Source organism: Nocardia pseudovaccinii, from assembly GCF_050942345.1.
GTDB classification, from domain to species: Bacteria; Actinomycetota; Actinomycetes; order Mycobacteriales; family Mycobacteriaceae; genus Nocardia; species Nocardia pseudovaccinii.
This window is the reverse complement of the sequence record NZ_CP192074.1, coordinates 7,534,158-7,559,268: the sequence shown is the minus strand read 5'-3', so window position 1 is coordinate 7,559,268 and position 25,111 is coordinate 7,534,158. Positions and strand designations below refer to the sequence as shown.

Genomic DNA, 25,111 nt, shown 5'->3' with positions numbered 1-25,111 from the left:
GCGCAATCGGCCACAAGGCACGCCGACATGGTCGAGTGCTGTCGCAGGTGTCGAAGGCAGCCGGCATCGCTCCTAGAGGTCGACGCCAGTACCCGCCGACACCACGGCTTCCTAGCCGGCGCCGACGTCGTGCGCGTCGTCGCAGGCCTTGACCCGCCCTAGCGACGAGAACGCGCTACTTGGCCAGCTGTGCGGGAAGACGCAGCGGTGTTGGGGATTACGCGGCCGCGGTGTTATGCGATCCTGCGGGTGAAGGGCATGGTTCGCAGAATGGACATGCCGCCGATGTCCTGCAAGAGGAATCTTGGAATATTCGACGTCGAGCGCGACACCTGGCTCATAATCGGCTGAACCGTGTTCAGCCTGTTGTCCGCTCTGGCTCGATTGGGCACGATAGCCTTTCGCTATGTGTCGCATCTACAGATTCCTGGCCGGAACTGCGGTGGTGTCGCTGGTGGCGGGGAGCGTTGTCGCCGGGGGCGTGCACGCCGCGCCCGCCGAGCAGCTGTCGTGTGGGGTGTCTTCCGGGCGCGAGCCGGAACGGGCGGCACCGGAACAGGTTGGACTGGATTCGGGGCGGCTCGCGGAGGCATTGGAATTCGCGAGCGGCCGTAATCGGTTGAATGTGCAGGTGTTCCGGCACAATTGCCTGATCGGTGCGGGGCCGACGAACGACCAGACCGGGAATGTCGCCTGGAATATCTGGAGTGCGACGAAGAGCGTTGTGTCGTTGCTCGCCGGAATAGCCTGGGATCAGGGGAAACTCGATATCGAAGCGCCGATCGATCGGTATCTTCCGCCCGGGCTCGGTGATGCGCAGCATCGGTCGATCACCGTGGAGAATCTGCTGACCGAATCGTCCGGCCTGGCGGTGGGTATACTCTCCGAGGGTATCACCGGGGTGATTCCGATCGATCCGAATACTGCCGTGCAGGCGCTCGGAGTGCCGTTGGAGAATCCGCCGGGCGCGGCATTCAGTTACAGCGAACGCGCTGTCGATCTACTCGCCTATGTCATCGAGTTGGCCATGGGTGAGCCATTGCAGCAGTTCGCGCAGCGTGAGCTTTTCGATCCGCTCGGTATCGAACGCGGTGATTATTATTGGGCGCGCGATCGCGCCGGGCACACCTACGGATACGCCCATCTGCTGATCCCGCCGAACAATTTCGCGAAGCTCGGCCTGCTGGTGAGCAACAACGGACGCTGGGGCACACGGCAACTCGTCTCCGAGACCTATCTGCGCATGGCACGCCAGCCGTCACCAGCGAACAAGTGCTTCGGCTACCTGTTCTGGATCGGCCTCGGATGCTCTGAGAACTCCGGCTTCCAGCCCGCCGACATGTACTTCATGGTCGGACTCGGCATGCAGAACGTCTTCATCGTGCCGAGTCTGGATTTGACGGTGGTGTGGACCGGAGTCTTCGGAAGTGTCAGCAACCAGGGCATTACGGGGGCCCTGCAGGACACCACGGAGCTGCCGTACGAATTCTTCCGCCGACTGTTCGCGGCATTCCAGGACCATCCTGTGTCCGATCCCGGTCCGTATGTCGAACCGCCGCAGCGCGCGGATCCGAGCCGGTTCGTGGATACGAATCTGCTGCTCGGGGTCTTCGGTGTCGGGCCCGCGGCCTATCCGGGCTGCAATGTCTTCAGCTGCCTGAACTACCCGTTGGCACCCCCATCAGCGGATACCCCGCCGGGCTGCGTCGTTCAAGTCTGCCTCGGTCCGGATCCGCGCACGCCGGGCATCCGCTGAATCGGACGCCGAAGAAGGGGCGCCTATCAGCTCGGAAATTCGGCGTCAGCGATCATGTCGCTACGAGATCCGCAGGAGATCATTTCGGTGGATTCGGGCTAAGAGCGTGTCTCACGTCGCTGTTTTCCCGGCTTTCGCGAGTTTCTTGTAGCAGGTCAGTGTGGCGGCGAGGGTGAGGAAGCCGAGGTAGTGGGTGGCCTTGCGGTCGTATCGGATCGAGAGCCGGTGGTAGCCGAACAGCCAGGCGATCGACCGTTCGATGACCCAACGGTGGCGGCCGAGTTTCTTGCTGGATTCGATGCCCTTGCGAGCGATGCGGACGGTAATTCCCCTGTCTCGCACCCATTTTCGTAGTTCGACATGGTCGTATGCCTTGTCGGCGTGCAGTTTGGTGGGTTTGCGTCGCCGCGGTCCGCGTCGGGACTTGATCGCGGGGACGGCTTTGACGAGAGGTTTGAGCGCGTCGGCGTCGTTGGTGTTGGCGGCCGATATCGCCACCGACAGCGGCAGGCCGGCACGGTCGGACATCACGTGGATCTTCGAGCCGGCCTTGCCCCGGTCGACGGGGTTCGGGCCGGTCATGGATCCCCTTTTTTCGCCCTGACCGATGCCCCGTCCAGGACCGCGCGTGACCAGTCGATCAAGCCTTGGCTGCCCAGTTCGTCGAGGACCGCCCGATGCAGGCGCCGCCACAGACCGGCCTCGGTCCACGCCGTGAACCGGCGATGCGCGGTGGGCACCGTGACCCCGAACGACGGTGGCAGATACCGCCAAGCGCATCCGCTGGTCAGCACGAACACTATCGCGGTGAACACCGCCCGATCATCCATCGGCGCGGTACCCCCACCCTGCGGGCGCGCCTCGAACCGCGGAATCAGCGGTTCAGTCAACGCCCACAACTCATCCGGCACCAGGCGCCGCGAAAGTTCGTCCACCACAACATGATCACAGGATCAGACCCAGATCCACGTGAGACACGCTCTAAGAGCGTCGGCCATCCGTTTTGGTCGCTGCGCCGATAATCAGCGGTCGGACAATGGGGACCATCATTCCGCGCCACGTCGCTTCCTGGACGTCGTCGAGCTCCAATCCGGATGCCCGGATCAGCTCGAGCGTGGCACGGTTGCAGCGGCAACCCTCCGCGAACCGTCGCCACGGGCCTTCGAGGCGGTCTTGCCATTGGGCAAGTCGCGGCGACTGTGAGCGGACGTGTTCGAGGAACAGCAGCTTGCCGTCGGGGCGCAGCACGCGCTTGATCTCGCGCAACACCGCATCGGGGCTGTCTACAGTGCACAAGACAAGCGTGGAGACGACCGTGTCCACGGATTCTTCCGCGAACGGCAGCTGATCCGCCGACGCGTCGAGCACCTTCGCCCGACGTTGGGTGCCGCGCAGCCTCCGGTCCAACCGCGCACGCATCGCAGCCTCGGGTTCGGTCAGGATCAACTCATCGAGGTGGTCGGGGTAGTACTGCAGGTTGAGGCCGGTACCACTGCCGAGCTCGACCGTCCGTCCTGCTGCGCGGCCGAGCAACTGGCGTCGGCGAGCCCCCATGCCCGCCCGCTCGCCTCTCCACAGGAGCGGGTCGTACAGTGCCGCGAACGCCCGCGCCCAAAGGTCCGATCCCTGTCCGGCCGCCGCCGGTGCGGTGCCACTGGTCATACACTCGACTATACGTCGGCAGGCGTTGTCGCGAATCTCCAGCTACCTCGACTGAGGGCCGGTGCGCAGATGCGACTGTGCCGCCGCAGCGGTGGAGCGCCGTGGGTGCCCGGTGGCGCGCGCGGGTCTGTTCGCCTCGACCTTCGGTCACGCCCGCACCGCCGGACTGATCACCGCCACCGAGGTCAACTCCCGCGACAAACTCTCCGAAGCCACCTGCCACCAGAAAATCAACTACTGGAAGGCCGAACTCGCCCCGCTCGCACGCACTATCAGCAAACTCGACCAACAGTTCAAGATGGACTATCGGACGGCTCCGCATCTTGTAAAACAGCTCGCAGCAGGCGATGCCGTCGTTCGTTCGCCTCTTCATCGGAAATCGACTGAACGTGAATACGTCTCGCGATATCGGGTGATACATCCAAGATCGCATCGAGCGAGCGGCGCGCCGCTGCGGCCTCTGTCGAGGTTCGGATTATCTCCAACAGAGCCTCGTTCTGGTGGATAGACGCTTCCGCTTCCAATGCCGCGATCCGGGCCGCTCGCTCCGCCTTGATGGTGGTTGCCCGCACGATGACATCGAGAATCGCCGGTACGTTGCGTAGTGCGACCCACCCCGCGCGTGCCGCAGCGGCCATCAATCCACCTGTCGTGACGGCAGGAACTGTAACTTGAACGACCTCTTGCCACGGGTTGACCGTCACACTGCTGGAGATCGACAACGATGCTTCGATCCGTGCGGGAAGCCGCCCCGCGAGACCGGAGACGACCGTGGCCAATACATCGGCATCTTGGGTCTTGAGGATTTCCCGGACCAAGTCGCCGACTTCGGTGTGATCCTCGGCAGCCTCGTTGATGATCTGCATCAACTTTTCCGCGGTCTCCGAGTCCGGATCTGGGCGTCGCTCAGGAAGTTTCGATACCTCGTAGTCGACGAGCGCGAGCAGTAGCGCCCGGACCGCCCTCTGTGTCTCGGACACGTCCCGCAGATCTGGAAACTCTCCGAAGTCGACTTCTATCAGCAGCGCATGCCCCACGTCCGACCCGACAGCCCGCACCACCATGTTCACGCCTGAATCGACATATGCGACATTGCGTGGCCACGACAAAGTGACAGGCATGTCGACCGGTTTTCCCGGCTGGGAGTCCCCGGGGACGTCGACTCGGCTCGGCTCCCGATCAGTCATCGGTGCATCTTAAATGCCGCCCTTGTCGGCGATGAAGTCTGCAATCCTTGCCGCGCCCGAGGGGCCGATCTCTGGAATCGGCCTGGATACCAGCCCCGCAAACCCCTCAGAGCCCGTGCGGAACGTCGGCGTTCCGTAGGTCGGCAATCAGGGCCCGACCACGGTGAATTCTTTCAGGAGGGCACCATCATGCCCGTTCAGCACACTGCCTGTTACCGCGCGGTCACTGCGGCGACGATGGCAGCCCTCGCATTCTCCCCGCATACAATTCTGCGGCAATCGCGTCGGCGCAGGTGTTCCACGCATCGCCCGCCGCGACAATGCAAACCGAGCTCTACACCGAGATGCGCACACTATGGGGTCAGCACATGGACGGCACCTGGTCGACCGTGGTCGCGTTCGCCGACGACCTCCCTCGCGCTGCCGTCCAGTCTGGACCGACTGCTGCGCAACCAGGTCGACATCGGTAACGCGTTCGCGCCGTACTACGGCCAAGAGGTCGCCCGGCAGCTCACCGGCCTGCTGACTGTCCACATCTTGGAGGCTGTGCCAGTCCTCACCGCCGCCAAGATCGGCTACAAACCGGCAATCGACACGGCAGTCGCGGCCTGGCATGCCAATGCTCGAGATATCGCCGACTTCTTCGCTGGGATCAACCCCAACCGGTCGCAGCAGGACATGCGTCAGGCGATGAGCATTCACATCGACCAGACCGTCGCTTACGCAGCCGCCGTCATCGGCGGCAAGTAGAGCGACGCGACCGCCAAGTTCGACGAGGCCAAGGCACACATGATGGACGTCGCCGTCGCCATCAGCCACGGCATCATCACCCAGTTCCCGGACAAGTTCTGAATTCCCGGACCGGTGGACGGCAGGTCGAGCCGGTCATGCGTACATAACCCGAAAGTAGAGACATGGTGCCGGTTCCGCGGAGTAGCCTACGGTTCCATGAGCGCATGCGAGGTTTGCGGTAACGATTACGCTATGCCGATCGTCGTCGAGGCTCAGGGAACACGGCATGTCTTCGACTGCTTCGAATGTGCGATCCACCGGATGGCACCTATCTGCGAGCACTGCGACTGCAAGATCATCGGCCACGGAGTGGAGTCGGATGGTCGATTCTTCTGCTGCGCGCACTGCGCCGTGTCCGAGGGTGCCAGAGGCTTGGTCGACCACGTGTGAGGGTGGTGTCGTCCCGGGACCCGAGACCGAGGCACGGCTTGCCCGCCTGAGTGCCCCGGATACGAGATCACTGAGCACTTTCCGGGTTTCCTCCCGGGTCGGTGTGCTGGGTGCGGGGTTGTATTACTTGCGTGCAACGCCCGCGTAGGCGGACACTTGCTCGTCCATTTTCTTCGGGGGTATGACACCGTCCGGGTGCCAGCGGTGCGGCACCTCTATACCCGGATCGACCAGTTCTAGTCCCTCGAAGAACCGCATGAATTCGTCTCGGCTTCGAACTTGGCATGGCAGGCCGCTGCGGCGGTAGATGTCGACCACGGTAGCTATTGCCGTCGGATCGAAGTCGGGCGTGACGTGTGTCATCACCAAATACGAGCCAGGAACGAGCTCGTTCATCAGCGTATCGACGATTCCGTAGGCATCCTGCTCGTCGGGGATGAAATGCATCAGTGCATTGAGACTGAGCGCGACCGGTTGGGTCAGGTCCAGTGTCTCGCGTAATCCCGGAGCGTTGAGGATCTTTTCGGGTGTCGTGACATCGGCGGAGACGTAGTTGGTACGCCCCTCCGGTGAGCTGACCATCAGAGCCCTGGCGTGGACGAGCACGATCGGATCATTGTCGACGTAGACGACTCGCGCGTCAGGCGCGACCTGTTGGGCCACCTGATGCAGATTCGGCTCGGTCGGGATACCGGTTCCGATATCGAGGAATTGACGAATGCCCGCGTGTGCAAGGAACCGCGTCACGCGGTGTATGAAGGCCCTGTTCTGCCGGGCGGCCACCCGCACTCCTGGCCAGATGGCCACGACCTGTTCGGCCGCGGCCTCGTCCGCGCTGTAATGGTCCTTGCCGCCGAGGTAGTAGTCATACATTCGGGCGGTGTGCGGCTGATTCTGCCGCAGGTCGACAGGAGAGCTGGGTTCCACGGTCGGAGTCTTTTCATAGTCGAGGCCCATGCTTGCCACGCTAGCCTATTCCGCGCCTTTGATCTGGCCATCGGTCCGCCCTACCGCCGGATCCGAGATCGCAAGCGGTGGACCGAGTTTCGAGCAGTCATGTGCGCCAGCGCCGCCCGGGCGAGAAGTTGGATGTGATCGTCGATAACGTCCGGGCGCCAACGCTGTGAGGCGCTCGAGCGTTTCCTGTGGCGGACGGTCAGCGCAGTGACCACGGTGCGGCGGCTCGCTGTTGAGCCCACCGATGCGGATCGCATTCGAGTGTGCTGCGATCCCAATGGCCGAGTTCGGCTGCGGCCTCATATGTTTCGTGGAGGAACGCGGCGACCGCGGCGTTCGGATCGTCCGCGGTGCGGACCGTTTCGTAGGGTAGGACGAATTCACCCAGGTTGGGGTCGTAGGTCGCGCCGGGCACCTGCAGGCGGCGTTCGCGGTAGCCATCGGGTTCGGGATAGGAGTAGGCGTAGAACGCGCCTTCCGCTCCACCGCCGGGCCAGAATCCGCAGCTGCTGAGCTCGTGCGAATAGCCCTCCACCATGACCCAGTCGGCGCAGTGCGGTGCGCCGCCACTGTGTTCGGGAGCGGTCCGTCCCGAAAAGCGGGTGTAGGCAAGATCCATTGCGCCCCAATAGAAATGAACCGGACTGTTCTTGCCGGTGTAGCCGGAGCGAAACTCGTTGAGCAGGCGGTTGGCATGGACGAGCTGCCGCCAGAATGCCTGCGCGGACATCGGATCGTAGGCGGCGTGCTGGGTGTCCTCAGCGAACGGAATCGACACCTCGACTTCATTGGGGTGCCCTTGAATTCGGGTCTCGAACCCGAGTTCGTCGAGCGCTTGCATGGTTTCGGTGTAGAACTGCGCCACCGATTTCGGCGCGAGTGCCACGGTGCGGGTATCGCCGTTGTCGGCGCGGATGACCAATCGGTGCGCGAGGAAATCGAATTCGATATCGAAGAGGCGGTCGGCGTAGGGGATTGCCGAGGTCGTCAGCCCGCGCGGGCTCACATACAGGGTCACCTGCCACCAGTGATTCAACAATGGGGCGTGGGCGAGCCGGATCTTTCCCACCACCTGCGTCCACATGTGCAGGGTGTCACGCGTACCCGTCCAGTCCGCCACACGCAGCCGCGGCCACGTCGCGGTGGAATTCGCTGCCGATAGCTCCGACATGTCAGATTCCCTTCGTCGCTGGATTCGATTCAGTCGTGGATTCCGCGGAACGGGCCTATTCAGCGTGTGAGGGTTCGTTGCGTCCAGTAGCGAGACGACGTCCAGTCACCCTGGGGGTTCGAGCGATGCAGCGCATCGATATCGACGCAATAGCCGCCGCCGTCGAGGAATGTCCACATGGCGTGCATGTCCGCGGAGGATTTGTCACAGCACCCCAATCCGAGCAGTAGGTCCGAAAGTGCCGACATAGCTACCGTAGCGCGAACTCTGAAGGTCGTGGCAGGGTCCGCCGGACCTCGTCGGCTCATGACCCAGAGGTCGCAGGTTCGAATACCGCGCAGAAGGAATACCTCGACGTTGGTGGCACCGGTCGGTGGGACGCGTTCTGCGCCCGATACGCGGCCCACACCGCGACACTTCCGGTCCTTGCAGGCTCAGTGTTAGCTGCGGCGGGCATTTTCGCGCTCTGGCGCGATGGCCTTTCGCCATATGGGATGGCTGGTCTCGCCGCGCTTACTGTTGTCCTCGCCGCCGCACTGCTCACCACGACCCGGCGAATCACCCCGCCCGCTGGTTACAGCCCGTCATCGGCGCGGACCGGATGACGGCTTTCGGATGCGCGAGCCGAAGGGGGTCTCGATGAGTCCAGCCGCCGCGCTCCCGCTGGCGGTTCCGGATCAGCAGGTGCCGGTGCCGAGCATGGCGATCAGGGTCTCACGCCGTGGCGCTACGATCAGCCCAACGTTCTGAGAGGAAATCATGACCAAGTCGACGGCCTTCGCCGCTGTGCTCTCCGCGGCCGCTGCCGCTCTGCTATTCCTGCCCGCCGCACCCGCGCACGCCCAGTCCCCCCACTGCGCCAAGGCTATCGAGCTGATCAACGTCGCGATCGACACGAGCGGTGGCACCCTGGACGGCGCGACGGCGACAGCGCTGTCCAGCAGGCTGAGCGGCCTGGCCGATCTGGCCCAGGGCGCGGAGAAGGATGTCATCGCCGCCTACGCCGACGCGCTGGTAGATGAGAACGTCGCCAACCTCGACCCCTACACCGACGAGCTCAATCGCGTCTGCGCCTGACCACTACCAGGCCTGAGTTGCTGAGCTGAAGCTATGTAATCTCGAGGCTCGTCGAGATCGCTGGATGAGCGGCTCGACTGCGATGTATTTGCTCGAATGCTCTGTCCTGGCCAGCGTTTCGCCTGGCCAGGACAGCGGCACCCGAAGACTCCACGTCGTCTGCGTGCAGGGATGCCGCCCTTTCGCCATGTCGCTATGCGGGACGATGATCGACCAGCCGGGCTTCGATGGTCTCCCCGAGCTCGCCCATCGTCTTGGTGAAGACGGTTTCGAGATCTCTCTCGTATCGGTGAGCCAGGATCAGCACTGACCAAAGGCAGTCGGCGAGTTCGTGTTCCAAAGCCGCGTGGCCTCCGGGCATCGACCGGGTGCCTTCGGCCGCCATGACCAGCTTCGCGAGATCACCGACATCGCCGACGAACCCGAGCATGAAGTCCCGGCGACTCCATGGGCGGCCTCGCCCGGCGAGGTTCAGTGCGTCGTAGAGGTCGTGAATCGTGATCGCGCGGGTCTGAAGTTCCGGTAGACGGCTGCATCTGCCGAGCCTGCCGCACCGATCGGGCGCGACCTACTACTGGATTTTCGCCGCTGCGTGGGGTGTCAACTGCCGCAGGGAGTTTCCGATCTCCCGACGTCACACGCGAGTCGATGGGAGTAGCCGACGATCCGGTTGGAGATACGGCGGCTGCGGTGTCGGAGCGGTAGCGTCGGTGACGTGCGGGATCAGTTCGAGGTGGGGCTGTCGCGGCGTTGGAGGGTACTGCTGGTCGCCTGCACCAGTGCCACGTTGTTGCCGGTAGTGTTGCTCGTTCCGCAGGGGGTACCCACGGCCCGTGTCGTTGTGATCGGATTGGTGGTGTGCCAGGCGGTCGTCGTTTGGTGGATGGACCGTCGGCCTGTTTTCGTCACGATTGCCTCCCTTTTCGTGGGAGCAACGTTGGAACTGCTGCACGTTCCGGTGGGGTCGGGCGTCGCCCTGATCGTGTTGACGACCCTTTCCTGGCTGCGTCCCGCGCGTACGTCGTTGTCGGGTCTTGCCGCGGCGGTGTTGTTCTTCGTGCTCGCGTTGGGAACGACCGGGCGAGGGGTGCAAGCCTTGCTGTGGTCTGGTGCCGCCCTGCTGGCCTGGAGTTGGGGCGCGTTGGGACGCGCGAGATCTGCACAGCGCAACTCCGAAGCCCGGCGTATGGTCCAGCAGGAACGTGCCCGCATTACGCGCGAACTACACGATGTGCTCGCGCACACGGTGTCGCTGATGGTGCTGCAAGCCGCAGCGGCCAACGATGTTTTCGACACTCACCCGGACAAGGCCCGGGAGGCTGTCGCCGCCCTGGAGTCCGTTGGCCGACAAGCTCTCGGCGAAGTACGCCGGCTGCTCGAGGTGATCGACCGCGACCCGAGCGTTTCCTCCGGACTGGAGGATCTGGACAGGTTGGTGGAGTCGATGTCACAGGCGGGAGTCGAGGTGGTCGTGCATCGGCACGGGACGGACGACGCCGCTGTCGCGCCGAAGGTTGCGGAGACTGCCTACCGGATCGTGCAGGAGTCCCTGACCAACGTCTTGCGCCACGCGAGAGCCGATCGAGCCGAGGTCGAGGTTCGGATTGCCGCGGGGCAACTCATGGTGGCGATCACCGATAACGGCGGCGGTGGCCGGCCCGGTCACGGTAGCGGTCGGGGCATGGACGGCATGCGGCGACGTGCCACAGAACTTGGCGGACGATTCGAGGCAGGCCCTTCCACTGGTGGTGGCTTCCGCGTCGCGGCGTGGCTTCCGGTCCGGTAGTCGGCAGCCCTTCCGATGGCTGTCTACAACTTTCGACAGAGGCGAATACCCGCCTGCAAGTTGATGTTCCCGGCTCGGCGACAAGAAACACTGAAGTTACGCCGTTAGGGATCCCGCGGCGTGAACACTCGGTGGAGTAAGGAGTCGATCAGTGGTACGGCAGGAATGGCGCGGAACGGTCATCAAGAAGTCGCGTGGATTGTTCGACGGGGCAAACCTGTACCGGCGCTTGATTATTCGGCTAGAGGACGGCAGTACCATGAAGGTCCGGGTAAACCGGGAACTGTGGAATACGGTGGAAGCCGGTGATTCGGTGACCAAGCACGCGGGAGCCGATCCGGTGAAGGACTGACATGCCCGCATGGATCTCCGCACCCGGATGATCGGATGCTCGCCATGAACCGGCCACCGCGACGTGCGTGCACCCGGCAGATCACATGGAGGCGGGGATGACTGTCAGTGTGCTGGTCGCCGATGATCAGGCCTTGGTCCGTACCGGGCTTCGGATGATCCTGGAGGCCCGTGAGGACATCCGAGTCGTCGGTGAGGCTGGGGACGGGGAGGAAGCGGTCCGCTTGGCCGCTCAGATGCTGCCGGATATCGTGCTGATGGATCTGCGTATGCCCGGCGTCGACGGTGTGCAGGCGACACAACGACTTTCCGCATTCCAGCGCGGGCCCTCGGTCATCATCCTGACCACCTTCGACGAGGACGAACTGCTCTACGCGGCCCTGCGTGCCGGTGCGGGCGGGTTTCTGCTGAAGGACACCCGCCCCGCCGAACTGGTCGAGGCGATACGGGTGGTGGCAGGCGGCGAGGCACTGCTCGCGCCGCGGGTGACGCGTCGGCTGCTGGATCGGTTCGTCGCCGACATACGCCCCGAAAAGGCGGCAATGCCGGATCTCGCCGATCTCACGCATCGAGAGGTCGAGGTCCTCACGCTCATCGCGCAAGCGGCCTCCAACGCCGAGATAGCGGCGAAACTGGTTGTCACCGAAGGCACTGTAAAGAGCCATGTCTCGGCGATTCTGCGCAAACTCGGCCTGCGGGATCGAGTGCAGGCGGTGGTACTTGCCTACGACATCGGCTTGGTCCGGCCCCGAAATTCCTAGGGGCCGCAGCATGGTCCATGCATTGTCCGCGTCGTTGAAATCGTCTTCGCGAGACCGCTCATCCGCCGGTGAAGGCAGGCGGTCTGCGCTCCAGCATGGCCGTGACCGCCTCGCGGTGATCTTCGGTGTGGTGGGCGGCCGCCTGCATCGCGGCGGACAGTTCGAGGTGGCTGTCGAGGCTCTGGTGTCGGCTCTCGCGGAGTAGTCGCTTCGTCATTCGAAGTACGTGTGGTGGGTTGGTGGCTATCCGGGCGGCGAGGCGGTGGGCGGTTTCGAGGAGGGCGTCGGGTTCGACGACATCGGAGATCAGGCCCCAATCGAGTGCGGTTTGCGCATCGATCGGCTGACCGGTGAAGGCCATCTCGCATGCTCGGGCCATGCCGATTGCCTTCGGCAACAGCCACGAGCCACCGTCGCCGGGCACGAGTCCGACCCGGACGAAGCTCTCAGCGAATACCGCGGTGCGCGCGGCGATCCGCAGATCGCACAGCAACGCCAGATCACACCCCGCACCGATGGCCGCACCATTCACGGCTGCGATGGTTGGGATCTCACAGTGGTACAGCGCTTTTGGAATGCGCTGGATGCCGTGCCGGTACCCCTGTCGCAGTTCCACCGGTGCGCCACTGAACATCCCGGCACGATCGCGCATCTGCTTTACGTCGCCGCCGGAGGAGAAGGCCGTTCCCGCGCCGGTGAGAATCGCCGCCCGTACGCTGTGGTCTCGATTGACCGCCGTCACCGCGTCCTCGAGGGCGGTTATCGTGTCGACCGCGGATATCGGGTTGCGCGCTGCCGGGCGGTTCAGTGTCCAGACGACGACATGGCCGACACGGTCGACGAGGACCGGCTCAGTCATTGTCGTCTCCAGCCGTCTCGCGCAACACAATTCGAACGTCGACCGGGACTATGCCGGAACCGGAAGCAATCACCGGATTGAGATCGAGTTCGGATATCTCCGGGTGCGCGGCTACGAAATCGCCTACGCAGACCAGAAGTCGGGCCAGCCGGTGCCGGTCTACCGCCGGGAGATGGCGATAGCCGTCGAGCATGCGTGCGGCGATCGTCTCGTCGATCATTTCGCGAGCCTCGAACTCGGTGAAGGGCGCGGCGCGAAATGTGATGTCGCGCAATGCCTCGACCATCACCCCACCGCTACCGAAGGCCACCACCGGCCCGAAAATCGGATCGCGAGTGGCGCCGACCAGCAGTTCGATTCCAGCATCGGCCATGGGGGCGACGATCATCCCGTCGATGCGGGCGTCGAGTATGTGCGCGTGGACAGAGTCGATGATGGCCTGTGCGTCCTGGGCTGCTTGGACGGACAGCACGCCGACCTTGACCCCACCCACCTCGGATTTGTGGATGACCTGCGGGGAAACAACTTTCAGTGCGCACGGTCGCTGATAGTTGGCGACGGCCGCAACCACATCCTCGACGGTCCGTGCAAAAGTCCATGCGCCGAGGTCGATTCCGGCGGCGGCGACCACCCGTCGTGCGGTCGGTTCATCGAGGAGTCCCGATCCGGGGATGGCGGGTGCCTGCGGTGGAAGTACGAGCGCGGAGCGTTGCGGGGCAGTCGCCAGCAAGCGACCACGCCGCTCCAGGGCCGCCACGACCCGCACGGCGTGATCGATGGAGCTGATCACCGGTACGCCGCCGGCTCGCAGACGGTCGTGGTTGGCGATGGCGAGACCGGCGTAGCAACTCTGGATCACCAGGGGGACATCGTGTTCGGCGACGAGTGTGAGCAACACTCCGGCAGCGGCATCCTCGATTGCGCGCAGCTTTGGGTCGAAGCGCAGGTGGTAGCCGCCATAGAGACCGATGACCAGCACGAGACCGACATCGGGATCGCACATGAGGATTTCGGCGGCCTCGGCGAACACCAATGGGTCGGTGTCGGTGGCGCCGGCCACGTCGACCGGACCGGCCACGGCAGCGGTAGCGCCGAGTAGGTGCCGCAGCCGCTTCTGGGTTCGCTCGCCGAGCCGGGCCACTTCGATGCCGCGCGCGGCGAGGGCGTCGGCGGCCAGCGTGGCGTGGCCACCACCGTCGCTGAGGATCGCGACCTTGCGCCCGGGGGCGATCGGGGCGCAGTCGGCAAGGGCGCCCGCGACGACCGCGAGCTCGTCGGAGCGGTCGACCAGCTCCACCCCGGCTTGCCGCAGCACCGCGGTCGCGACGGCGTCGAGTCCGGCGATCGAGCCGGTATGCGATCGCGCGGCGCGGCGGCCCCCTTCCGAACGGCCACCGCGCAGCACGGCAATCGGTTTATCCGGAACCGCCCGAGCCGCGGCGATCAGGAACGACCGTCCGTCGGTAAACCCCTCGGAATGAATGGCAACGACGCCCGTACCCGGATCGCGGACGAATTCGGTGAGGCACTCGTCGTACCGGATATCGGCCTGGTTACCCAGTCCCACACAGATGTGGAAACCGGGGCCTTTGATCGCCCGATCATCATTGACCAGCGACAGCAGCATATTCCCGCTCTGCGTGATCACACTGATCGGGCCACACGGAACACCCTCGAGGCCAACGAGATTCGCGCCCGATGCGACGTTGAGCAGGCCGGAGGTGTTGGGCCCGATGACCCGAATGCCGGTCTCGGCGATCGCCGCTGCGAGCGCGGCGGCGAGTTCGGCGCCGGTTCCCCCGATCTCCGCGAAACCATTGGCGAGCACGACGGCTCCGGCGATACCGGCAGCGGCGCACCGGCGCAGCATGTCGGGGACGGCGGCGGCGGGTAAGGCGATCAGCGCGACGTCGATGCCGTGCGGGAGCCGATCGATCGAGGCGTAGACGCCGAGGCCGAGGATCTGCTGTGCCGTCGGGTGAACCGGGTAGATGGGATGGGCATAGCCGGACTGCTGCAGGGCGCGGATGGCCTGGAACCCACGCTTGGCCGGATTGCCGGACGCGCCGATGATGGTGACGGAATGCGGGTCGAACAATCGCTCGAGTGCGGTGCGGGCGGGCGCGCCGAGGCTGGACGTGCGGTCGTCGATGCTGGTCATCGCTACTTTCCTTCGAAGACGGGGGTGCGGCGTTCGGGGAATGCGGCGACGCCCTCGGCCCAGTCCCGGGTCGCCATCAATTCCAGGAGCTCGCGCTGCTCAGTGGCGAACGCGACGTCGAGGGGATCACCTCGGTGCAGCGCCGCTTTCATCCGGGCCAGCGCGAGTGGCGCCTTCGCGGAAAGGGTTTCGGCAAGCGCTCGAGCCGACCCGAGCAGAAGGTCCGTGGCTACCGCGGAATGCGCCAACCCCCAATCGAGTGCCTGCCGACCGGTGAATCGCTCTCCGAGGATCAGCATGTCCGTAGCCCTGCGCAGGCCGACCAGACGCGGGAGCCGGTTGGTCACGCCACCACCGACGAAGGTGCCGATGCTCACCTCGGGAAACCCCATCTGCGCGTCCTCGGCCATGACCAGGAAGTCCGCGCTGACGGCCAGTTCCGCACCGGCACCGAGGGCGTATCCGTTGACCGCCGCCACCACGGGGGTGCCCATCGTCTGGATCTGCTCGCAGGCGCGCTGGCCCAACTCGACGTAGCGCGCCTGCTCCGCGGGAGTCCTGGTGCCGGAGTTGTGCGCTTTCAGGTCGGCACCCACGCAGAACGCCCGTCCGGCACCGGTGAGGACGACACAGCGGATACCCGGATCGGTGTCGGCGGTATTCAGCTCGTCGACCAGCGTCCGGTACAGCTCCGCACTGACGGCGTTCAGTCGTTCGGGCCTGTTGAGAACGAGCGTTGCGATGGAACCGGATCTGCTCACCAGCACGGTGGACATGGGCCTCACTTCTTCCTCGGCGGGGTCTGCGACTGCACTATGCCATAAATTTTGCATAGTTCAAATGTTCTGCAATTACTATTGCGTCTAACCGGCTGGGCGTGTTCCATGTCACTACTGCTATCGGGCAACGGCCCCACGGTTCAGGGAAGAAGGCATCGTGCCAACCTCGGGAAATCTGAAGCACAGCATCAACACTCGGCAGCTGACGATGATCGGCATCGGTGGAGTGATCGGCGCCGGGTTGTTCGTCGGCAGCGGCAAAGCGATCTCCGCGGCAGGCCCGGGCATAGTCATCGTGTATCTACTCACCGGCCTGGTGATCATCCTGGTAATGCGCATGCTTGCCGAGCTGGCGACGGCCAGCCCCGAAACGGGATCGTTCTCGAGCTACGCCTCCCGTGAACTCGGTACCTGGGCTGGACTGTCGGTGGGCTGGGTCTACGCCTATCACTGGTGTGTCACAGTCGCTTTCGAGGCCATTGCCGGCGCGGCGGTCGCCCATCAGCTCCTGCCGTCGGTGCCGACCTGGCTGTATTCGCTGATCTTCATGAGCGCCTTGACCGGCGTAAACCTCGCGGCGGTAACGTCTTTCGCGCGTTTCGAGTTCTGGTTCGCGATGATCAAGGTCGTCGCGATCGTCGCCTTCATCGCAATCGGCATCGCGGCCGTCTGTGGCCTGCTTCCGCACTACCGGGCGCCGGGAACGGTCAACCTGTTCGGGCACGGCGGCCTGTTCCCGAATGGCGCGATGCCTTTGCTCGTGGCGTCGTTGACGGTGTTCTTCTCGTACTTCGGCACCGAGCTGGTAACGATCGCCGCGGGCGAGGCGCAGGATCCGGTCAGCGCGGTGCGCGCGAGCATGCGCAGCGTCGCCGGCCGCATCCTGATCTTCTATGTCGGCTCGGTACTTGTTGTCGTCACGCTATTGCCCTGGAACACAACGCAAGTCACGGAGAGCCCGTACACCGCGGTGCTGGACCAGCTCGGCATTCCCGGTGCGCGGACAATCATGAATCTGGTGGTACTCACGGCGGTGCTGTCGTGCCTGAACTCGGGTCTGTACTCGTCATCGCGGATGCTGTTCTCGCTCTCGCGCCGCGGTGAAGGCCCCCGCGTGCTGGGCAGGACCGCTCGTTCCGGGGTCCCGGTCGCCGGTGTTCTCGCCGCTTCGAGCGCCGGATTCCTGGCGGTCGTGGCGAACTACTTCCTGCCCACCGGAGCGGTTTTCACCTTCCTGCTCAGCTCCTCGGGTGCGGTCGCGGTCGTGGTCTACCTGTGCATCTGCGCCACTCAGATCGTCGGGCGTCGCCGTAAGACCGCCGCGCAGATCACTGCTCTACCGGTGAAGATGTGGGGCGCCCCGTACGTGTCCTACGCGGTTGGCATCATCCTGCTGGCCATCGTCGGTGGAATGGCCCTGAATTCCGGCACCCGTACGCCGCTCGCGCTGACCCTACTGGTCACCACGACCGCGGTCACCGCGGGCGTGATTCATCAGCGCCGGTCCGTTGCGGCCCAACTGGCCACAGCGGAACAGCTGACGCGCCCAGGTCAATCGGGGGCGTAGACGCCGAACTCGCTCAACAGCTTTTCCTCCTCGAGCAGTGTCGGGCGCACTTCATGCCCAAGGACTTGTGCAACGGCACCCGTCATCGCCTGGGCGAGGGAGGTGAAGGCGGTCATCGATCGCAGGATGCCGGCGCTGGACGCATCGACGTAAAACGTATCGTGCGCCGACACCGCGAGCGGTGATACGGCGGTATCGGTCAATGCGATGACGTGGGTACCGCGCTGGCGAGCCCACTGCGCGGCGCGCACGGTGTCGAGGCTGTATCGGTGGATCGACATCGCCACGAAACAATCGCCCGCACGCACCCGGCGCAGTTCATCGGTCAGCGTGCCCGCAGTGGCATCGATCGCCGAAACATCCTCCCGCAGCATCCGCAGCAGGTAGGTCAGCAGATACGCCGGAGCGTGGCATTTGCGCAGACCCATCACGTGCACCCGGGGAGCGTGGGCCAGCCGATCGACGGCCGAATCCCACATCGCGTCGTCGATACGCGCGAAGGTGCGGGCGATATTCGCTTGATCCAGCGCCACGGTCTGTTCGCGCGTCCCGACACCTTCGGCGACGAGGTGTTCGAGGTTGTCGAAGCGGCGCAACAGTTGCGCTTGCTCTTGCAACCGTTCGCGACACAATCGCGTCAGCCCCGGGTACCCCTTCAAGCCCAGACCATTGGCAAAACGTACGACCGTGGCCTCGTTGACATTGACCGCGCTGGCGAGCTCGGAAACAGTCATGAACGCCACCGCTTCGGGATCCGACAGCACTCGCTGAGCCAGTTTCTTGTGCGCGGTGGACAGCGAATCCATCCGGCGGCGTATCTCGACTGCCAGTTCGTCGAAGCTCGCCGAACCCGTCGTCTCCGCGCTCGTATCCATCGAACCTCCTCCGCAACCTCGCACCGCTTGCCTTGCCACGCGGTTCTCTGCCAAGTTAGCCGACTCCGCTGATGGCGGATCGCCAGGTTCGATGGCGGCTGGAGACCGCCCCGCTGGCGAATCGCGCAATCCGCCGCGGCGGCGGCGCGAACGCATCCGGCGCCGTGGCCGCAGTGGGTACCTATCGGCGGCGCAGGCGCTGGACTGTGCCGTCCACGTGCTCGACGAGGAGGTGGAGCAGGTCGGGCAATGATGCCCGCGCACAACTTTCCGGTCGGCAGCGCCGCCTATGACGGGACCACGCCTACCCGCTGCGCCAACCGGCCGAGATCGCCGGTAGTCAGGTCTCGGCGGGCGGTCCGCATCATGTGGGCGACGAGTTCGCGGACGTGGACCATATTCCGGACGTGCTGCGGGGCGGTGTGCTCGGCCCGCAGCAGCGCGTATAGCGAGTCGCGGTAGTTGCGCTGCATGGCGTGTGCGCGGCCGATCTCTACGAAGTATTGCGCCCGGCGGCCCTCGGCGGGCAGATCGTCTGGCGACAGCTTCGGCGCGAGTGCGAGCACCTGGCCCGGTTCCCGTCGTTCCATCGCTGCCGAAATACGCCACAGCGCTACGTTCGCTGGGCCGAATGTCGGGTTGCGCAGAATCGACGATCCCGGTCGCGCGTCGGCGAGCCTGGCCGCTTGCTCGGCTGCCTCGTCGAGGTGCGGCTCCGGGTCGCCGCCGAGCGCGGCCACGACGAGAGACGCTTGTAGGTGCAGCATCCCGTATGTCTCGATCTCGCCGACCGTGTGGACGTTGGCGGCGATTTTGTCGGCTGTGCCTTCGGCGTGGTCCAGGGCGGCGGGCAGGCAGCCGGGCCGGGACAAGAGCACCTGACTGCGCGCGAACGCGGTGGCAGCGAGTGCGGCTGTCCCGCCGATATTGCGGGCCGCATTCTCTGCCTCCTGCGCGGCCGTCCACGACAGCGCGCCGTACCCGCGTGCCTTCAGCGCCGCCGCCGTGGTGTGCGCGACCGTGGACAGTACGTCCCAAGCCCGCTCGTGGTCGGCTCCGGTTGCGTCCTGCGTATGTCGGTAGCAGTCGGTCAGCATCGGCGCGAGCATTGGCCCCAGTGCGGCGTAATCGCACGCGATGCGCAGTTCGGCCGCGCGCTGCGCGGCGGTGCTCAGCTCGTCCATGGGGCGCGGCGGCGCGGCGTCGGTGGTGTTGCCCGCCGTCCACAGTGCGATCTCGACTTCCGGGACCGCCATATGGAACCCGGCGGCGGCGGGGTCGAGCTTTTCTTGTTCGTGGCCAGTCAGGTCGGTGATGGTGACGCCGAGCGCCGACGCCAGCGCGAGCAGCGTCCGGCGTGAGTCGACCGGCCGTTCGCCGTTCTCGTACTTGGCGATAGCGCCGCGAGACAGCCCGGCCCGGTCGGCGAGAACCTGTTGTGAGATGCCGCGCCGGGCGCGGATGACTCGCACCTGACGACCGACATAACGGCTGTCGTCTGGCTCGAATGCACTCATAGCCTCACTGTCCCACAGCGGGACCGGTTGTGAAGGTTGCGCTGTCAAGGTTCCTGTTCAGGCCCCGCCGCTGGGTTGACGGTGTTCCTCGGCGGCGGGAGCTTGCCAATCACAGGGGACGAAAGGCAGGGGAATGTACGCACTCGGATGGATAGATCCGGCATCACCGACACCCGAATGGGATTCGGCTCAGGTGCGTCGGTTAGCGCGCCGGTTGGGCTATCCGCTGCACTGGGCGGACCCGGGTTCGGCGCTTGGTCTGGCTGAGCAGGTCGAGTCATCGGGGGCCGATGTGGTGTTGCTGCCGTCGTCGGCGCATGTGGACGCCGTGACGCTGGATCGTGTGATGGCTGTTGCCGATGTCGAATGTGCAACGCCGCGAGCGTCGTTCGGCCGCTGGTCGCCCTTGGGCGGGGTGCGTCGATGAGTGTGGCGCAGGTCGGACTCGTGTTCGCTATCGGTCTGCCTCTTGCGGTGTTCGTCGCAATGATCTTCTGGCCGTCCGACTATGACGACTGAGAACGCCGTCTGGCTCGAGCCCCGGGTCGTGGGGTGAAGTGTCGTTCCCCCAGTGGACCAGTGGCGGCCGACTCCGTCACCCATCCTGGCGGGGCCTCCGACCCCGGCATCTGTCGCGACGGCTCGAAATACTGTTGAGTTCGTTGCGGCGGCGAGTGACCGAGTCTGAAACTGCTTGGTGCAGTTCGGAGTTCGACGACGTTTATTGCCACAGTCGCTGACAAGGCAGGGGCTGCAGGGCTTCTCGCATATCTTGGTCGATCAGAATTGTTGCCAGTTGCATGGTGTGCACTGCCTTGGCGAAAGTGTGGGCTGCTATGGAGTCTGCCCAGTAGTGCAGGGACGGCCAACCCGGAAACTTAACTGTGACATGGCATTGCATTGCGTTACTCGGCTATGTGGTGGACATGCGGTGCGTGGTCCGAGGTCTGTCGTTGCATAGGGATGTTCGCTTGGGCGAAGCATCGCGTCGGACTCGTGGTCCGATTGCGGGCATTCGGTGGGATTTACCCGTGCCAGCCGCATACCGCGCTGACCGATGGCGATTGGTTTCTCCGGACCTGCTGGTCCGACCGGAGGGAACCTCCGACAGGTGGTAAGTACAGCGGTTCGCCAACTGGGTGGCCAGTAACAAGAAATCCAAAGTCTGACTCGGTTTGTCCGATTGTCTTTGTATGATCCTCCAAAATCACCCCGTATATCGCCCGATCCAGGTGTTGTACCTCCGGGTTGCGATCGACGTGGCGCCCCCGTCGCAATGGCACCCTGCTTGTCGGGGGGCGGATAGGTCCGATCTGCTGCGGACCCGCCACGGATCGCCGCATGATGGGTGATGTGGGAATCGCCCCACGGGTTCTGGCCGAGTTCGTTGTGCTCTCCATGACGTAGACGATGGCGCGACAGTATGTACAGGCCACGCGGGTAGCGAGGGCTGTGCCGCGCCCCGACAGGCAAGGAGATTTCCATGGCTATCGGCGACACAATCAGCGGTTCCACCTTCGTTGTCGATTTGGGAAAGTTTCAGGTGGAAACGGTTCAGCAGATCAGTGGGCTGTCGCTCGAGGAGGACGCGGTCGAAATCAAACAGGTGACTCCTGATGGCGAGGTGATCGTCGGGAACCAGCCGGGCTCCGCGCGCAGTGGGGAGATCACGATCACTCGCGGGTTGGACCAGAGCAAGGTGTTCACCGAATGGATCTATACGACCATGACCATGCGGGGTGTGGACGATGCTCGCCAAGACATCACGTTGATGGTGCTGGACCCGAATAAGAAGCCGGTCAAGCGGGTGCACTTGGCGCGCGCTCGGGCGTCCGACTGGCGGGGGCCGTCGCTGGATCCCGGAGCGAACAGTCCGGCGACCGAAGCGGTGACGATCGTCTATGAGGACATCACGGTCGAGAACACCTGAATGTCGTCGCGGACCGAGCAGCAGGCGGTCCATACCGGCTCGAGCTGACTTCATCCTCGCGATGTGCCGCGGGAAGGATCATCGCGCGGGATCGTCGGCCGGTCGACGTGCTGATCGCGAAGCAGCTGACGAGGGCCGAGGTGGGTAAACTTCGCACCCTCGCCAGCTGCCCTTCGGTCGATCGTTGGACCCGCGCCCAGCGAGCTTCTGTTAACCGGCGGAAACACCTGCGGGTGGATTCGCTTGGGTAGCAGTCGACTTCAGGTTGCCTGCTCGCCGAGGGTGTACTGGTGGTGGAGGCGCTGGACCGCGTCGTCCATGTGCTCGACGAGCAGCGTGCGCGCTCGGCGCACCGGGCCGGAGCCGATCGCGTCGCGCAGCTCGACGTGCTCTCGGGCCTGCTCACGCAGGTCCGGATACGTTGTCTGCAACGCCCCCAAGCACATTCGGGTTTCGATCAGAAGGGTGCGGGCGGCGCGGACCAGGCGGGGGCTGCCCGCGCTGTCGACGAGGGTCTCGTGGAAGGCTTGGTCGGCGTCGGAAACGCCTGCGGCGTCGCCGTTTTCGGCGTGGGCGCACATGGCGGTGACACTGGGCTCCAAAGCCGCATAGGCGAAATCTCGGCGGCCGTCGAGGATGAGGGCCAGGGCGCCGCCTTCGATGGCGGTTCGGGCGCGGTAGATGTCGACGACATCGTCGATGGTCAGTTCGATGACGAAGATGCCGCGGTTGCGGATGCTGTACAGCAGGCCCTCGGTGAGCAGGCGCTGCAGTGCTTCGCGGACCGGGCCGCGCGATACGCCGAATCGGGTTGCGAGGTCGGCTTCACCGAGTTGGGCGCCGGGGGCGAGATTGCCGCGCATGATCGCCTCACGGAGCCGGTCGGCGATCATTTCCGCCGTCGACTGCCGGTTCACCGGCTCGAAATCAACGACCGACATGGATGTGCCTTTCCGAGAAGAGAGAGCCGAGCACCCCGGATGCCATTGTGCTGCCGGTCAGTCGCAGGCCCTCCCAGATGGTGACCTGATTGGCCGTCAACACGATCTTGCCCAATCGGGCCTCGAGTTCCGGCAATACCCCGAGGGTGTGCATGGCGGTATCCGGGATCAGCAGCGCCTGCGCGTCGGGATGATCGTTGGCGGCCGCCAGCTCGCGCACTTGCTCGGCGGTCAAAGTGCCGACTTCCGCGGCGGTATCGATACCGGCGCTGGAGAAGGCAACCACCTCGATTCCGGCATCGGCCAGGAACTCCACGAACAGCCGCGCGACCTCGTCCGGATAGCTCGCGGCGATCGCGACGCGGCGCACGTCGAGCGCCTGCGCCGCCGCGACAAAGGCGAGGCTGGTGCTCGAGGCAGGCACCCCAGCGGCCGAGGCCAGTTCGCGCACCTGCTCCCGCGCACCCTGCGGTCCGTATACGAAACTCCCTGAGGTGCAGGCCCATACCACTGCGTCGGGCTGGTCGGGCGCGAGCAAGGAAGCGCCGTGGCGCAGCTTGTCCGGACTGCCCAGATCGAGCAGCTCCGGAATGGCGTGCAGATCGGTGCCATAGATGTGGGCCACCGGCAACCGCACGCCGAGCAGCGATGCTGCGAGTGGGTAGTCGTCCTCGGCCGCGTGGTCCGGGTAGATGAATCCGACGGTGGGTGCCTGCATGCTCTTCCAATCAGAAAACGTTGAGTAGCCACTTTCCCGGACCGGTCATCGGCAGCTTCATCCGGCCCAGGCAGGCCCACATGGTGAGCTGATTCGCGGTGAGTACGGGTTTGCCGAGCGCCTGTTCGAGCGGCTCGATGACGTCGTAGGTGGGCAGGTTGGTACAGCTGACGAAGATCGCCTGGGCCTGCGGGTCGTCCGCGCCGACGATGCGTTCGGCGATGGTGCGGTAGTTGACCTTCCAGATGCCGCCGCCCAATCCCAGGTGGTCCGAACGGATTACGGTGCAGCCCGCCTCGGCCAGGAAGTCGTGCAGTTTGTGGGTGAGGATTTCGTCGTAGGGGGTGAGCACCGAGACTCTGCTGATGTCCAGATGCTGGATCGCCTCCACGAGCGCACCGGAGGTGGTGACGGCGTCCTGCGCTCCGGCCCGGCAGATGGTGTCGCGCAGCGACCTCTCATAGGCGAGCCCCCGGATGAAACTGCCCGAAGTGCACAGGTAGGCAACGACTTCCGGCTCGACATGCATCACATCGCGGGTCGCCGCCGTCAGATGGACCGGATTGGAGACCAGCTCGGCCATCGCCATCGAGACCGGCACCGGTTCATACGGCGTGCGGGCCAGATGCAGGCTGACGTCGAGCGGCGCCCAGCGCCAGAGCTCGCGTTCGAGTGCGAGGTCGAACGGTGCGATGATCCCGATCCCCCGTTGTGCAACGGGCCCTTCGATATCGGGAAAGCCGAGTTCCAATGCGGCCCCTCTCGCGCTCAGCCGTCAGACCTCCGAGAACGATCGGATTGTTGACAATCATACGATGCGATTTTAGTGTGTCAATGTGGAACAGGGCCCGATTGTCACCGTCCTGCACAGTGACAGTGTGCCCGACGCGGACCTCATGGCCCCGGTGGCCGATCGAGCCGAAGTGCGGTACACGGAAGCGCCCGGACTCGCCGACGCATTGCGCGGCGCCGACGCGTTGTTCGTCTACGACTTCCTGACTCGTGCGATCCCGGGCGCCTGGCACGCGGCCGATCGTTTGCGCTGGCTGCACATGGGTTCGACCGGGGTCGATCCGGTGATGTTCCCCGAACTTCGGGAAAGCGAGGTCGTGGTCACCAATACACGTGGCGTATTCGATACGGCCATCGCGGAATACGTCTTGGGTCAGATCCTCGGTTTCGCCAAGGATCTGTCCGGATCGCTGCGTTTGCAGCAACGACATGAATGGCGGCACCGCGAATCCGAACGCATCTCGGGCGCCTCCGTCCTGATAGTCGGAACCGGCTCGATCGGTCGTGCTATTGCGCGGTTATTGCGCGCGGCCGGTATGACTGTGCGGGCGGTGGGACGCCGGGCGCGGGCTACCGACCCGGATTTCGGCACCGTGAGCAACGACATGCTCGCCGAACTTCCCATTGCCGATTACGTCGTCGCGGTCGCGCCGTTGACGCCGCAGACCCGGGAAATGTTCGATGCCAAGGCATTCGCCGCGATGAAGCCACATGCGAGGTTTGTCAATGTCGGCCGTGGGGAACTCGTTGTGACCGACGACCTTCTCGCCGCACTCAGCACCGGATCGATAGCCGGGGCGGCACTCGATGTGGTGGATCCGGAACCGCTACCGGCGCGGCATCCGCTGTGGGATCTGCCGAATGTGCTTATTACTCCGCACAATTCGGGTGATTTCAGCGGCTGGCGAACCGAGGTCGTCACGGCGTTCACCCGCAATTTCGATAATTGGATCGCCGGCCGGACTTTGGACAACGTGGTCGATAAAGAGCTGGGGTACGTGCCCGGCTGAAGGAGCCCTGCCGTGAGCGAACGAAGTGAGCGAACCATGTGCCAGCGCGCCTTGCGCATGCCGGAGCCGAGC

Annotated in this window: 26 protein-coding genes; 11 read left to right on the top strand and 15 right to left on the bottom strand. The window is 64.6% G+C overall.

Features of this window, described 5'->3' with window-relative positions; translation table 11 throughout:
- Positions 1-406: 406 nt before the first annotated feature.
- Entirely contained in the window at positions 407-1,756 is a 1,350-nt protein-coding gene (locus ACQPZ2_RS34130) for a serine hydrolase domain-containing protein (protein WP_433522181.1), read from the top strand.
- Between the two features lie 111 nt (positions 1,757-1,867).
- On the opposite strand, the gene ACQPZ2_RS34125 is transcribed toward ACQPZ2_RS34130, so the two are convergent.
- The 3 genes from ACQPZ2_RS34125 to ACQPZ2_RS34115 form a co-directional block, all read right to left on the bottom strand.
- Positions 1,868-2,694, bottom strand: a protein-coding gene (locus tag ACQPZ2_RS34125; RefSeq protein ID WP_433520531.1) for an IS5 family transposase whose coding sequence is annotated in 2 segments (ribosomal slippage) — positions 1,868-2,344 and positions 2,347-2,694 — 825 coding nt in all. Because the reading frame shifts where the segments join, the coding sequence is not laid out codon by codon here.
- A 43-nt stretch (positions 2,695-2,737) separates the two neighbouring features.
- Complete coding sequence (locus tag ACQPZ2_RS34120) at positions 2,738-3,418, bottom strand: class I SAM-dependent methyltransferase (RefSeq protein ID WP_433522180.1); 681 nt, start codon at positions 3,416-3,418, stop codon at positions 2,738-2,740.
- 293 nt (positions 3,419-3,711) lie between these two features.
- On the bottom strand, positions 3,712-4,605 hold the full coding sequence (locus ACQPZ2_RS34115) for a hypothetical protein (RefSeq protein WP_433522179.1): 894 nt from the start codon (positions 4,603-4,605) through the stop codon (positions 3,712-3,714).
- A 537-nt stretch (positions 4,606-5,142) separates the two neighbouring features.
- On the opposite strand from ACQPZ2_RS34115, the gene ACQPZ2_RS34110 reads away from it, so the two are divergent.
- Complete coding sequence (locus ACQPZ2_RS34110) at positions 5,143-5,355, top strand: hypothetical protein (protein ID WP_433522178.1); 213 nt, start codon at positions 5,143-5,145, stop codon at positions 5,353-5,355.
- 555 nt (positions 5,356-5,910) lie between these two features.
- Here ACQPZ2_RS34110 and ACQPZ2_RS34105 read toward each other — a convergent pair.
- The 3 genes from ACQPZ2_RS34105 to ACQPZ2_RS34095 form a co-directional block, all read right to left on the bottom strand.
- A complete protein-coding gene (locus ACQPZ2_RS34105) occupies positions 5,911-6,744 on the bottom strand; it encodes an SAM-dependent methyltransferase (RefSeq protein ID WP_433522177.1) in 834 nt (277 codons plus the stop codon).
- A gap of 199 nt (positions 6,745-6,943) precedes the next feature.
- Positions 6,944-7,915, bottom strand: a complete 972-nt coding sequence (locus tag ACQPZ2_RS34100; protein ID WP_433522176.1) for a DUF5996 family protein — start codon at positions 7,913-7,915, stop codon at positions 6,944-6,946.
- 59 nt (positions 7,916-7,974) lie between these two features.
- Entirely contained in the window at positions 7,975-8,163 is a 189-nt protein-coding gene (locus ACQPZ2_RS34095; RefSeq protein ID WP_433522175.1) for a hypothetical protein, read from the bottom strand.
- A gap of 511 nt (positions 8,164-8,674) precedes the next feature.
- Between ACQPZ2_RS34095 and ACQPZ2_RS34090 the strand changes: the two genes are divergently transcribed.
- The gene (locus ACQPZ2_RS34090; protein ID WP_433522174.1) at positions 8,675-8,992 is read left to right on the top strand and encodes a hypothetical protein; all 318 of its coding nucleotides are present in this window, start codon (positions 8,675-8,677) and stop codon (positions 8,990-8,992) included.
- A gap of 193 nt (positions 8,993-9,185) precedes the next feature.
- Here the strand turns inward: ACQPZ2_RS34090 and ACQPZ2_RS34085 are convergent, their stop codons facing one another.
- Entirely contained in the window at positions 9,186-9,422 is a 237-nt protein-coding gene (locus tag ACQPZ2_RS34085; protein WP_433522173.1) for a hypothetical protein, read from the bottom strand.
- 285 nt (positions 9,423-9,707) lie between these two features.
- Between ACQPZ2_RS34085 and ACQPZ2_RS34080 the strand changes: the two genes are divergently transcribed.
- The 3 genes from ACQPZ2_RS34080 to ACQPZ2_RS34070 all read left to right on the top strand — a co-directional run bounded on the left by ACQPZ2_RS34080 (position 9,708) and on the right by ACQPZ2_RS34070 (position 11,890).
- Entirely contained in the window at positions 9,708-10,778 is a 1,071-nt protein-coding gene (locus ACQPZ2_RS34080; RefSeq protein WP_433522172.1) for a sensor histidine kinase, read from the top strand.
- Between the two features lie 151 nt (positions 10,779-10,929).
- Positions 10,930-11,130 carry a DUF7489 domain-containing protein gene (locus ACQPZ2_RS34075; protein ID WP_433522171.1) on the top strand — a complete coding sequence of 67 codons (201 nt, stop codon included), beginning with the start codon at positions 10,930-10,932 and terminating at the stop codon, positions 11,128-11,130.
- Between the two features lie 97 nt (positions 11,131-11,227).
- The gene (locus ACQPZ2_RS34070; RefSeq protein WP_433522170.1) at positions 11,228-11,890 is read left to right on the top strand and encodes a response regulator; all 663 of its coding nucleotides are present in this window, start codon (positions 11,228-11,230) and stop codon (positions 11,888-11,890) included.
- A gap of 58 nt (positions 11,891-11,948) precedes the next feature.
- Here the strand turns inward: ACQPZ2_RS34070 and ACQPZ2_RS34065 are convergent, their stop codons facing one another.
- Genes ACQPZ2_RS34065 through ACQPZ2_RS34055 form a run of 3 tightly spaced genes read right to left on the bottom strand, consistent with a single transcriptional unit; the run spans position 11,949 to position 15,686 of the window.
- On the bottom strand, positions 11,949-12,749 hold the full coding sequence (locus ACQPZ2_RS34065; RefSeq protein WP_433522169.1) for a crotonase/enoyl-CoA hydratase family protein: 801 nt from the start codon (positions 12,747-12,749) through the stop codon (positions 11,949-11,951).
- The gene (locus ACQPZ2_RS34060) at positions 12,742-14,910 is read right to left on the bottom strand and encodes an acetate--CoA ligase family protein (protein ID WP_433522168.1); all 2,169 of its coding nucleotides are present in this window, start codon (positions 14,908-14,910) and stop codon (positions 12,742-12,744) included. The genes ACQPZ2_RS34065 and ACQPZ2_RS34060 overlap by 8 nt, the downstream gene beginning before the upstream one ends.
- A gap of 2 nt (positions 14,911-14,912) precedes the next feature.
- Positions 14,913-15,686: an enoyl-CoA hydratase/isomerase family protein gene (locus tag ACQPZ2_RS34055; protein ID WP_433522167.1), complete on the bottom strand. Its 774-nt coding sequence runs from the start codon at positions 15,684-15,686 to the stop codon at positions 14,913-14,915.
- 160 nt (positions 15,687-15,846) lie between these two features.
- Between ACQPZ2_RS34055 and ACQPZ2_RS34050 the strand changes: the two genes are divergently transcribed.
- Positions 15,847-17,256, top strand: coding sequence for an amino acid permease (locus ACQPZ2_RS34050; protein ID WP_433522166.1), 1,410 nt, complete (start codon positions 15,847-15,849; stop codon positions 17,254-17,256).
- Here the strand turns inward: ACQPZ2_RS34050 and ACQPZ2_RS34045 are convergent.
- Complete coding sequence (locus ACQPZ2_RS34045; RefSeq protein WP_433522165.1) at positions 17,241-18,131, bottom strand: MurR/RpiR family transcriptional regulator; 891 nt, start codon at positions 18,129-18,131, stop codon at positions 17,241-17,243. The two genes, ACQPZ2_RS34050 and ACQPZ2_RS34045, sit on opposite strands and share 16 nt — an antisense overlap.
- 91 nt (positions 18,132-18,222) lie before the next feature.
- On the opposite strand from ACQPZ2_RS34045, the gene ACQPZ2_RS34040 reads away from it, so the two are divergent.
- Positions 18,223-18,384 (top strand): hypothetical protein, encoded by a 162-nt coding sequence (locus ACQPZ2_RS34040; protein WP_433522164.1) that lies wholly within the window; start codon positions 18,223-18,225, stop codon positions 18,382-18,384.
- 34 nt (positions 18,385-18,418) lie between these two features.
- Here ACQPZ2_RS34040 and ACQPZ2_RS34035 read toward each other — a convergent pair whose 3' ends face one another.
- Positions 18,419-19,648, bottom strand: a complete 1,230-nt coding sequence (locus ACQPZ2_RS34035) for a helix-turn-helix domain-containing protein (protein WP_433522163.1) — start codon at positions 19,646-19,648, stop codon at positions 18,419-18,421.
- Between the two features lie 133 nt (positions 19,649-19,781).
- Between ACQPZ2_RS34035 and ACQPZ2_RS34030 the strand changes: the two genes are divergently transcribed.
- A complete protein-coding gene (locus ACQPZ2_RS34030) occupies positions 19,782-20,075 on the top strand; it encodes a hypothetical protein (protein WP_433522162.1) in 294 nt (97 codons plus the stop codon).
- A 1,056-nt stretch (positions 20,076-21,131) separates the two neighbouring features.
- Positions 21,132-21,578 (top strand): phage tail protein, encoded by a 447-nt coding sequence (locus ACQPZ2_RS34025; RefSeq protein ID WP_433522161.1) that lies wholly within the window; start codon positions 21,132-21,134, stop codon positions 21,576-21,578.
- 260 nt (positions 21,579-21,838) lie between these two features.
- Here the strand turns inward: ACQPZ2_RS34025 and ACQPZ2_RS34020 are convergent, their stop codons facing one another.
- The 3 genes from ACQPZ2_RS34020 to ACQPZ2_RS34010 are packed head-to-tail and all read right to left on the bottom strand — an operon-like array spanning position 21,839 to position 23,988.
- On the bottom strand, positions 21,839-22,519 hold the full coding sequence (locus ACQPZ2_RS34020; protein WP_433522160.1) for a GntR family transcriptional regulator: 681 nt from the start codon (positions 22,517-22,519) through the stop codon (positions 21,839-21,841).
- Complete coding sequence (locus ACQPZ2_RS34015; protein WP_433522159.1) at positions 22,506-23,237, bottom strand: maleate cis-trans isomerase family protein; 732 nt, start codon at positions 23,235-23,237, stop codon at positions 22,506-22,508. The genes ACQPZ2_RS34020 and ACQPZ2_RS34015 overlap by 14 nt, the downstream gene beginning before the upstream one ends.
- A gap of 10 nt (positions 23,238-23,247) precedes the next feature.
- The gene (locus ACQPZ2_RS34010; protein ID WP_063040696.1) at positions 23,248-23,988 is read right to left on the bottom strand and encodes a maleate cis-trans isomerase family protein; all 741 of its coding nucleotides are present in this window, start codon (positions 23,986-23,988) and stop codon (positions 23,248-23,250) included.
- Between the two features lie 85 nt (positions 23,989-24,073).
- Here ACQPZ2_RS34010 and ACQPZ2_RS34005 point away from each other — a divergent pair, with 85 nt between their 5' ends.
- Positions 24,074-25,039, top strand: a complete 966-nt coding sequence (locus ACQPZ2_RS34005) for a D-2-hydroxyacid dehydrogenase (RefSeq protein WP_433522158.1) — start codon at positions 24,074-24,076, stop codon at positions 25,037-25,039.
- The last annotated feature ends 72 nt before the right edge of the window (positions 25,040-25,111 follow it).

Bases quoted from the DNA above. Each gene is read 5' to 3' on its own strand.
- ACQPZ2_RS34045 (WP_433522165.1), bottom strand. From the start codon at position 18,131: ATGGATACGAGCGCGGAGACGACGGGTTCGGCGAGCTTCGACGAACTG.
- ACQPZ2_RS34090 (WP_433522174.1), top strand. From the start codon at position 8,675: ATGACCAAGTCGACGGCCTTCGCCGCTGTGCTCTCCGCGGCCGCTGCC.
- ACQPZ2_RS34040 (WP_433522164.1), top strand. From the start codon at position 18,223: ATGGCGGCTGGAGACCGCCCCGCTGGCGAATCGCGCAATCCGCCGCGG.
- ACQPZ2_RS34030 (WP_433522162.1), top strand. From the start codon at position 19,782: ATGTACGCACTCGGATGGATAGATCCGGCATCACCGACACCCGAATGG.
- ACQPZ2_RS34100 (WP_433522176.1), bottom strand. From the start codon at position 7,915: ATGTCGGAGCTATCGGCAGCGAATTCCACCGCGACGTGGCCGCGGCTG.
- ACQPZ2_RS34060 (WP_433522168.1), bottom strand. From the start codon at position 14,910: ATGACCAGCATCGACGACCGCACGTCCAGCCTCGGCGCGCCCGCCCGC.
- ACQPZ2_RS34070 (WP_433522170.1), top strand. From the start codon at position 11,228: ATGACTGTCAGTGTGCTGGTCGCCGATGATCAGGCCTTGGTCCGTACC.
- ACQPZ2_RS34115 (WP_433522179.1), bottom strand. From the start codon at position 4,605: ATGACTGATCGGGAGCCGAGCCGAGTCGACGTCCCCGGGGACTCCCAG.
- ACQPZ2_RS34025 (WP_433522161.1), top strand. From the start codon at position 21,132: ATGGCTATCGGCGACACAATCAGCGGTTCCACCTTCGTTGTCGATTTG.
- ACQPZ2_RS34035 (WP_433522163.1), bottom strand. From the start codon at position 19,648: ATGAGTGCATTCGAGCCAGACGACAGCCGTTATGTCGGTCGTCAGGTG.
- ACQPZ2_RS34085 (WP_433522173.1), bottom strand. From the start codon at position 9,422: ATGCTCGGGTTCGTCGGCGATGTCGGTGATCTCGCGAAGCTGGTCATG.
- ACQPZ2_RS34095 (WP_433522175.1), bottom strand. From the start codon at position 8,163: ATGTCGGCACTTTCGGACCTACTGCTCGGATTGGGGTGCTGTGACAAA.
- ACQPZ2_RS34120 (WP_433522180.1), bottom strand. From the start codon at position 3,418: ATGACCAGTGGCACCGCACCGGCGGCGGCCGGACAGGGATCGGACCTT.
- ACQPZ2_RS34105 (WP_433522177.1), bottom strand. From the start codon at position 6,744: ATGGGCCTCGACTATGAAAAGACTCCGACCGTGGAACCCAGCTCTCCT.
- ACQPZ2_RS34130 (WP_433522181.1), top strand. From the start codon at position 407: ATGTGTCGCATCTACAGATTCCTGGCCGGAACTGCGGTGGTGTCGCTG.
- ACQPZ2_RS34065 (WP_433522169.1), bottom strand. From the start codon at position 12,749: ATGACTGAGCCGGTCCTCGTCGACCGTGTCGGCCATGTCGTCGTCTGG.
- ACQPZ2_RS34020 (WP_433522160.1), bottom strand. From the start codon at position 22,519: ATGTCGGTCGTTGATTTCGAGCCGGTGAACCGGCAGTCGACGGCGGAA.
- ACQPZ2_RS34055 (WP_433522167.1), bottom strand. From the start codon at position 15,686: ATGTCCACCGTGCTGGTGAGCAGATCCGGTTCCATCGCAACGCTCGTT.
- ACQPZ2_RS34015 (WP_433522159.1), bottom strand. From the start codon at position 23,237: ATGCAGGCACCCACCGTCGGATTCATCTACCCGGACCACGCGGCCGAG.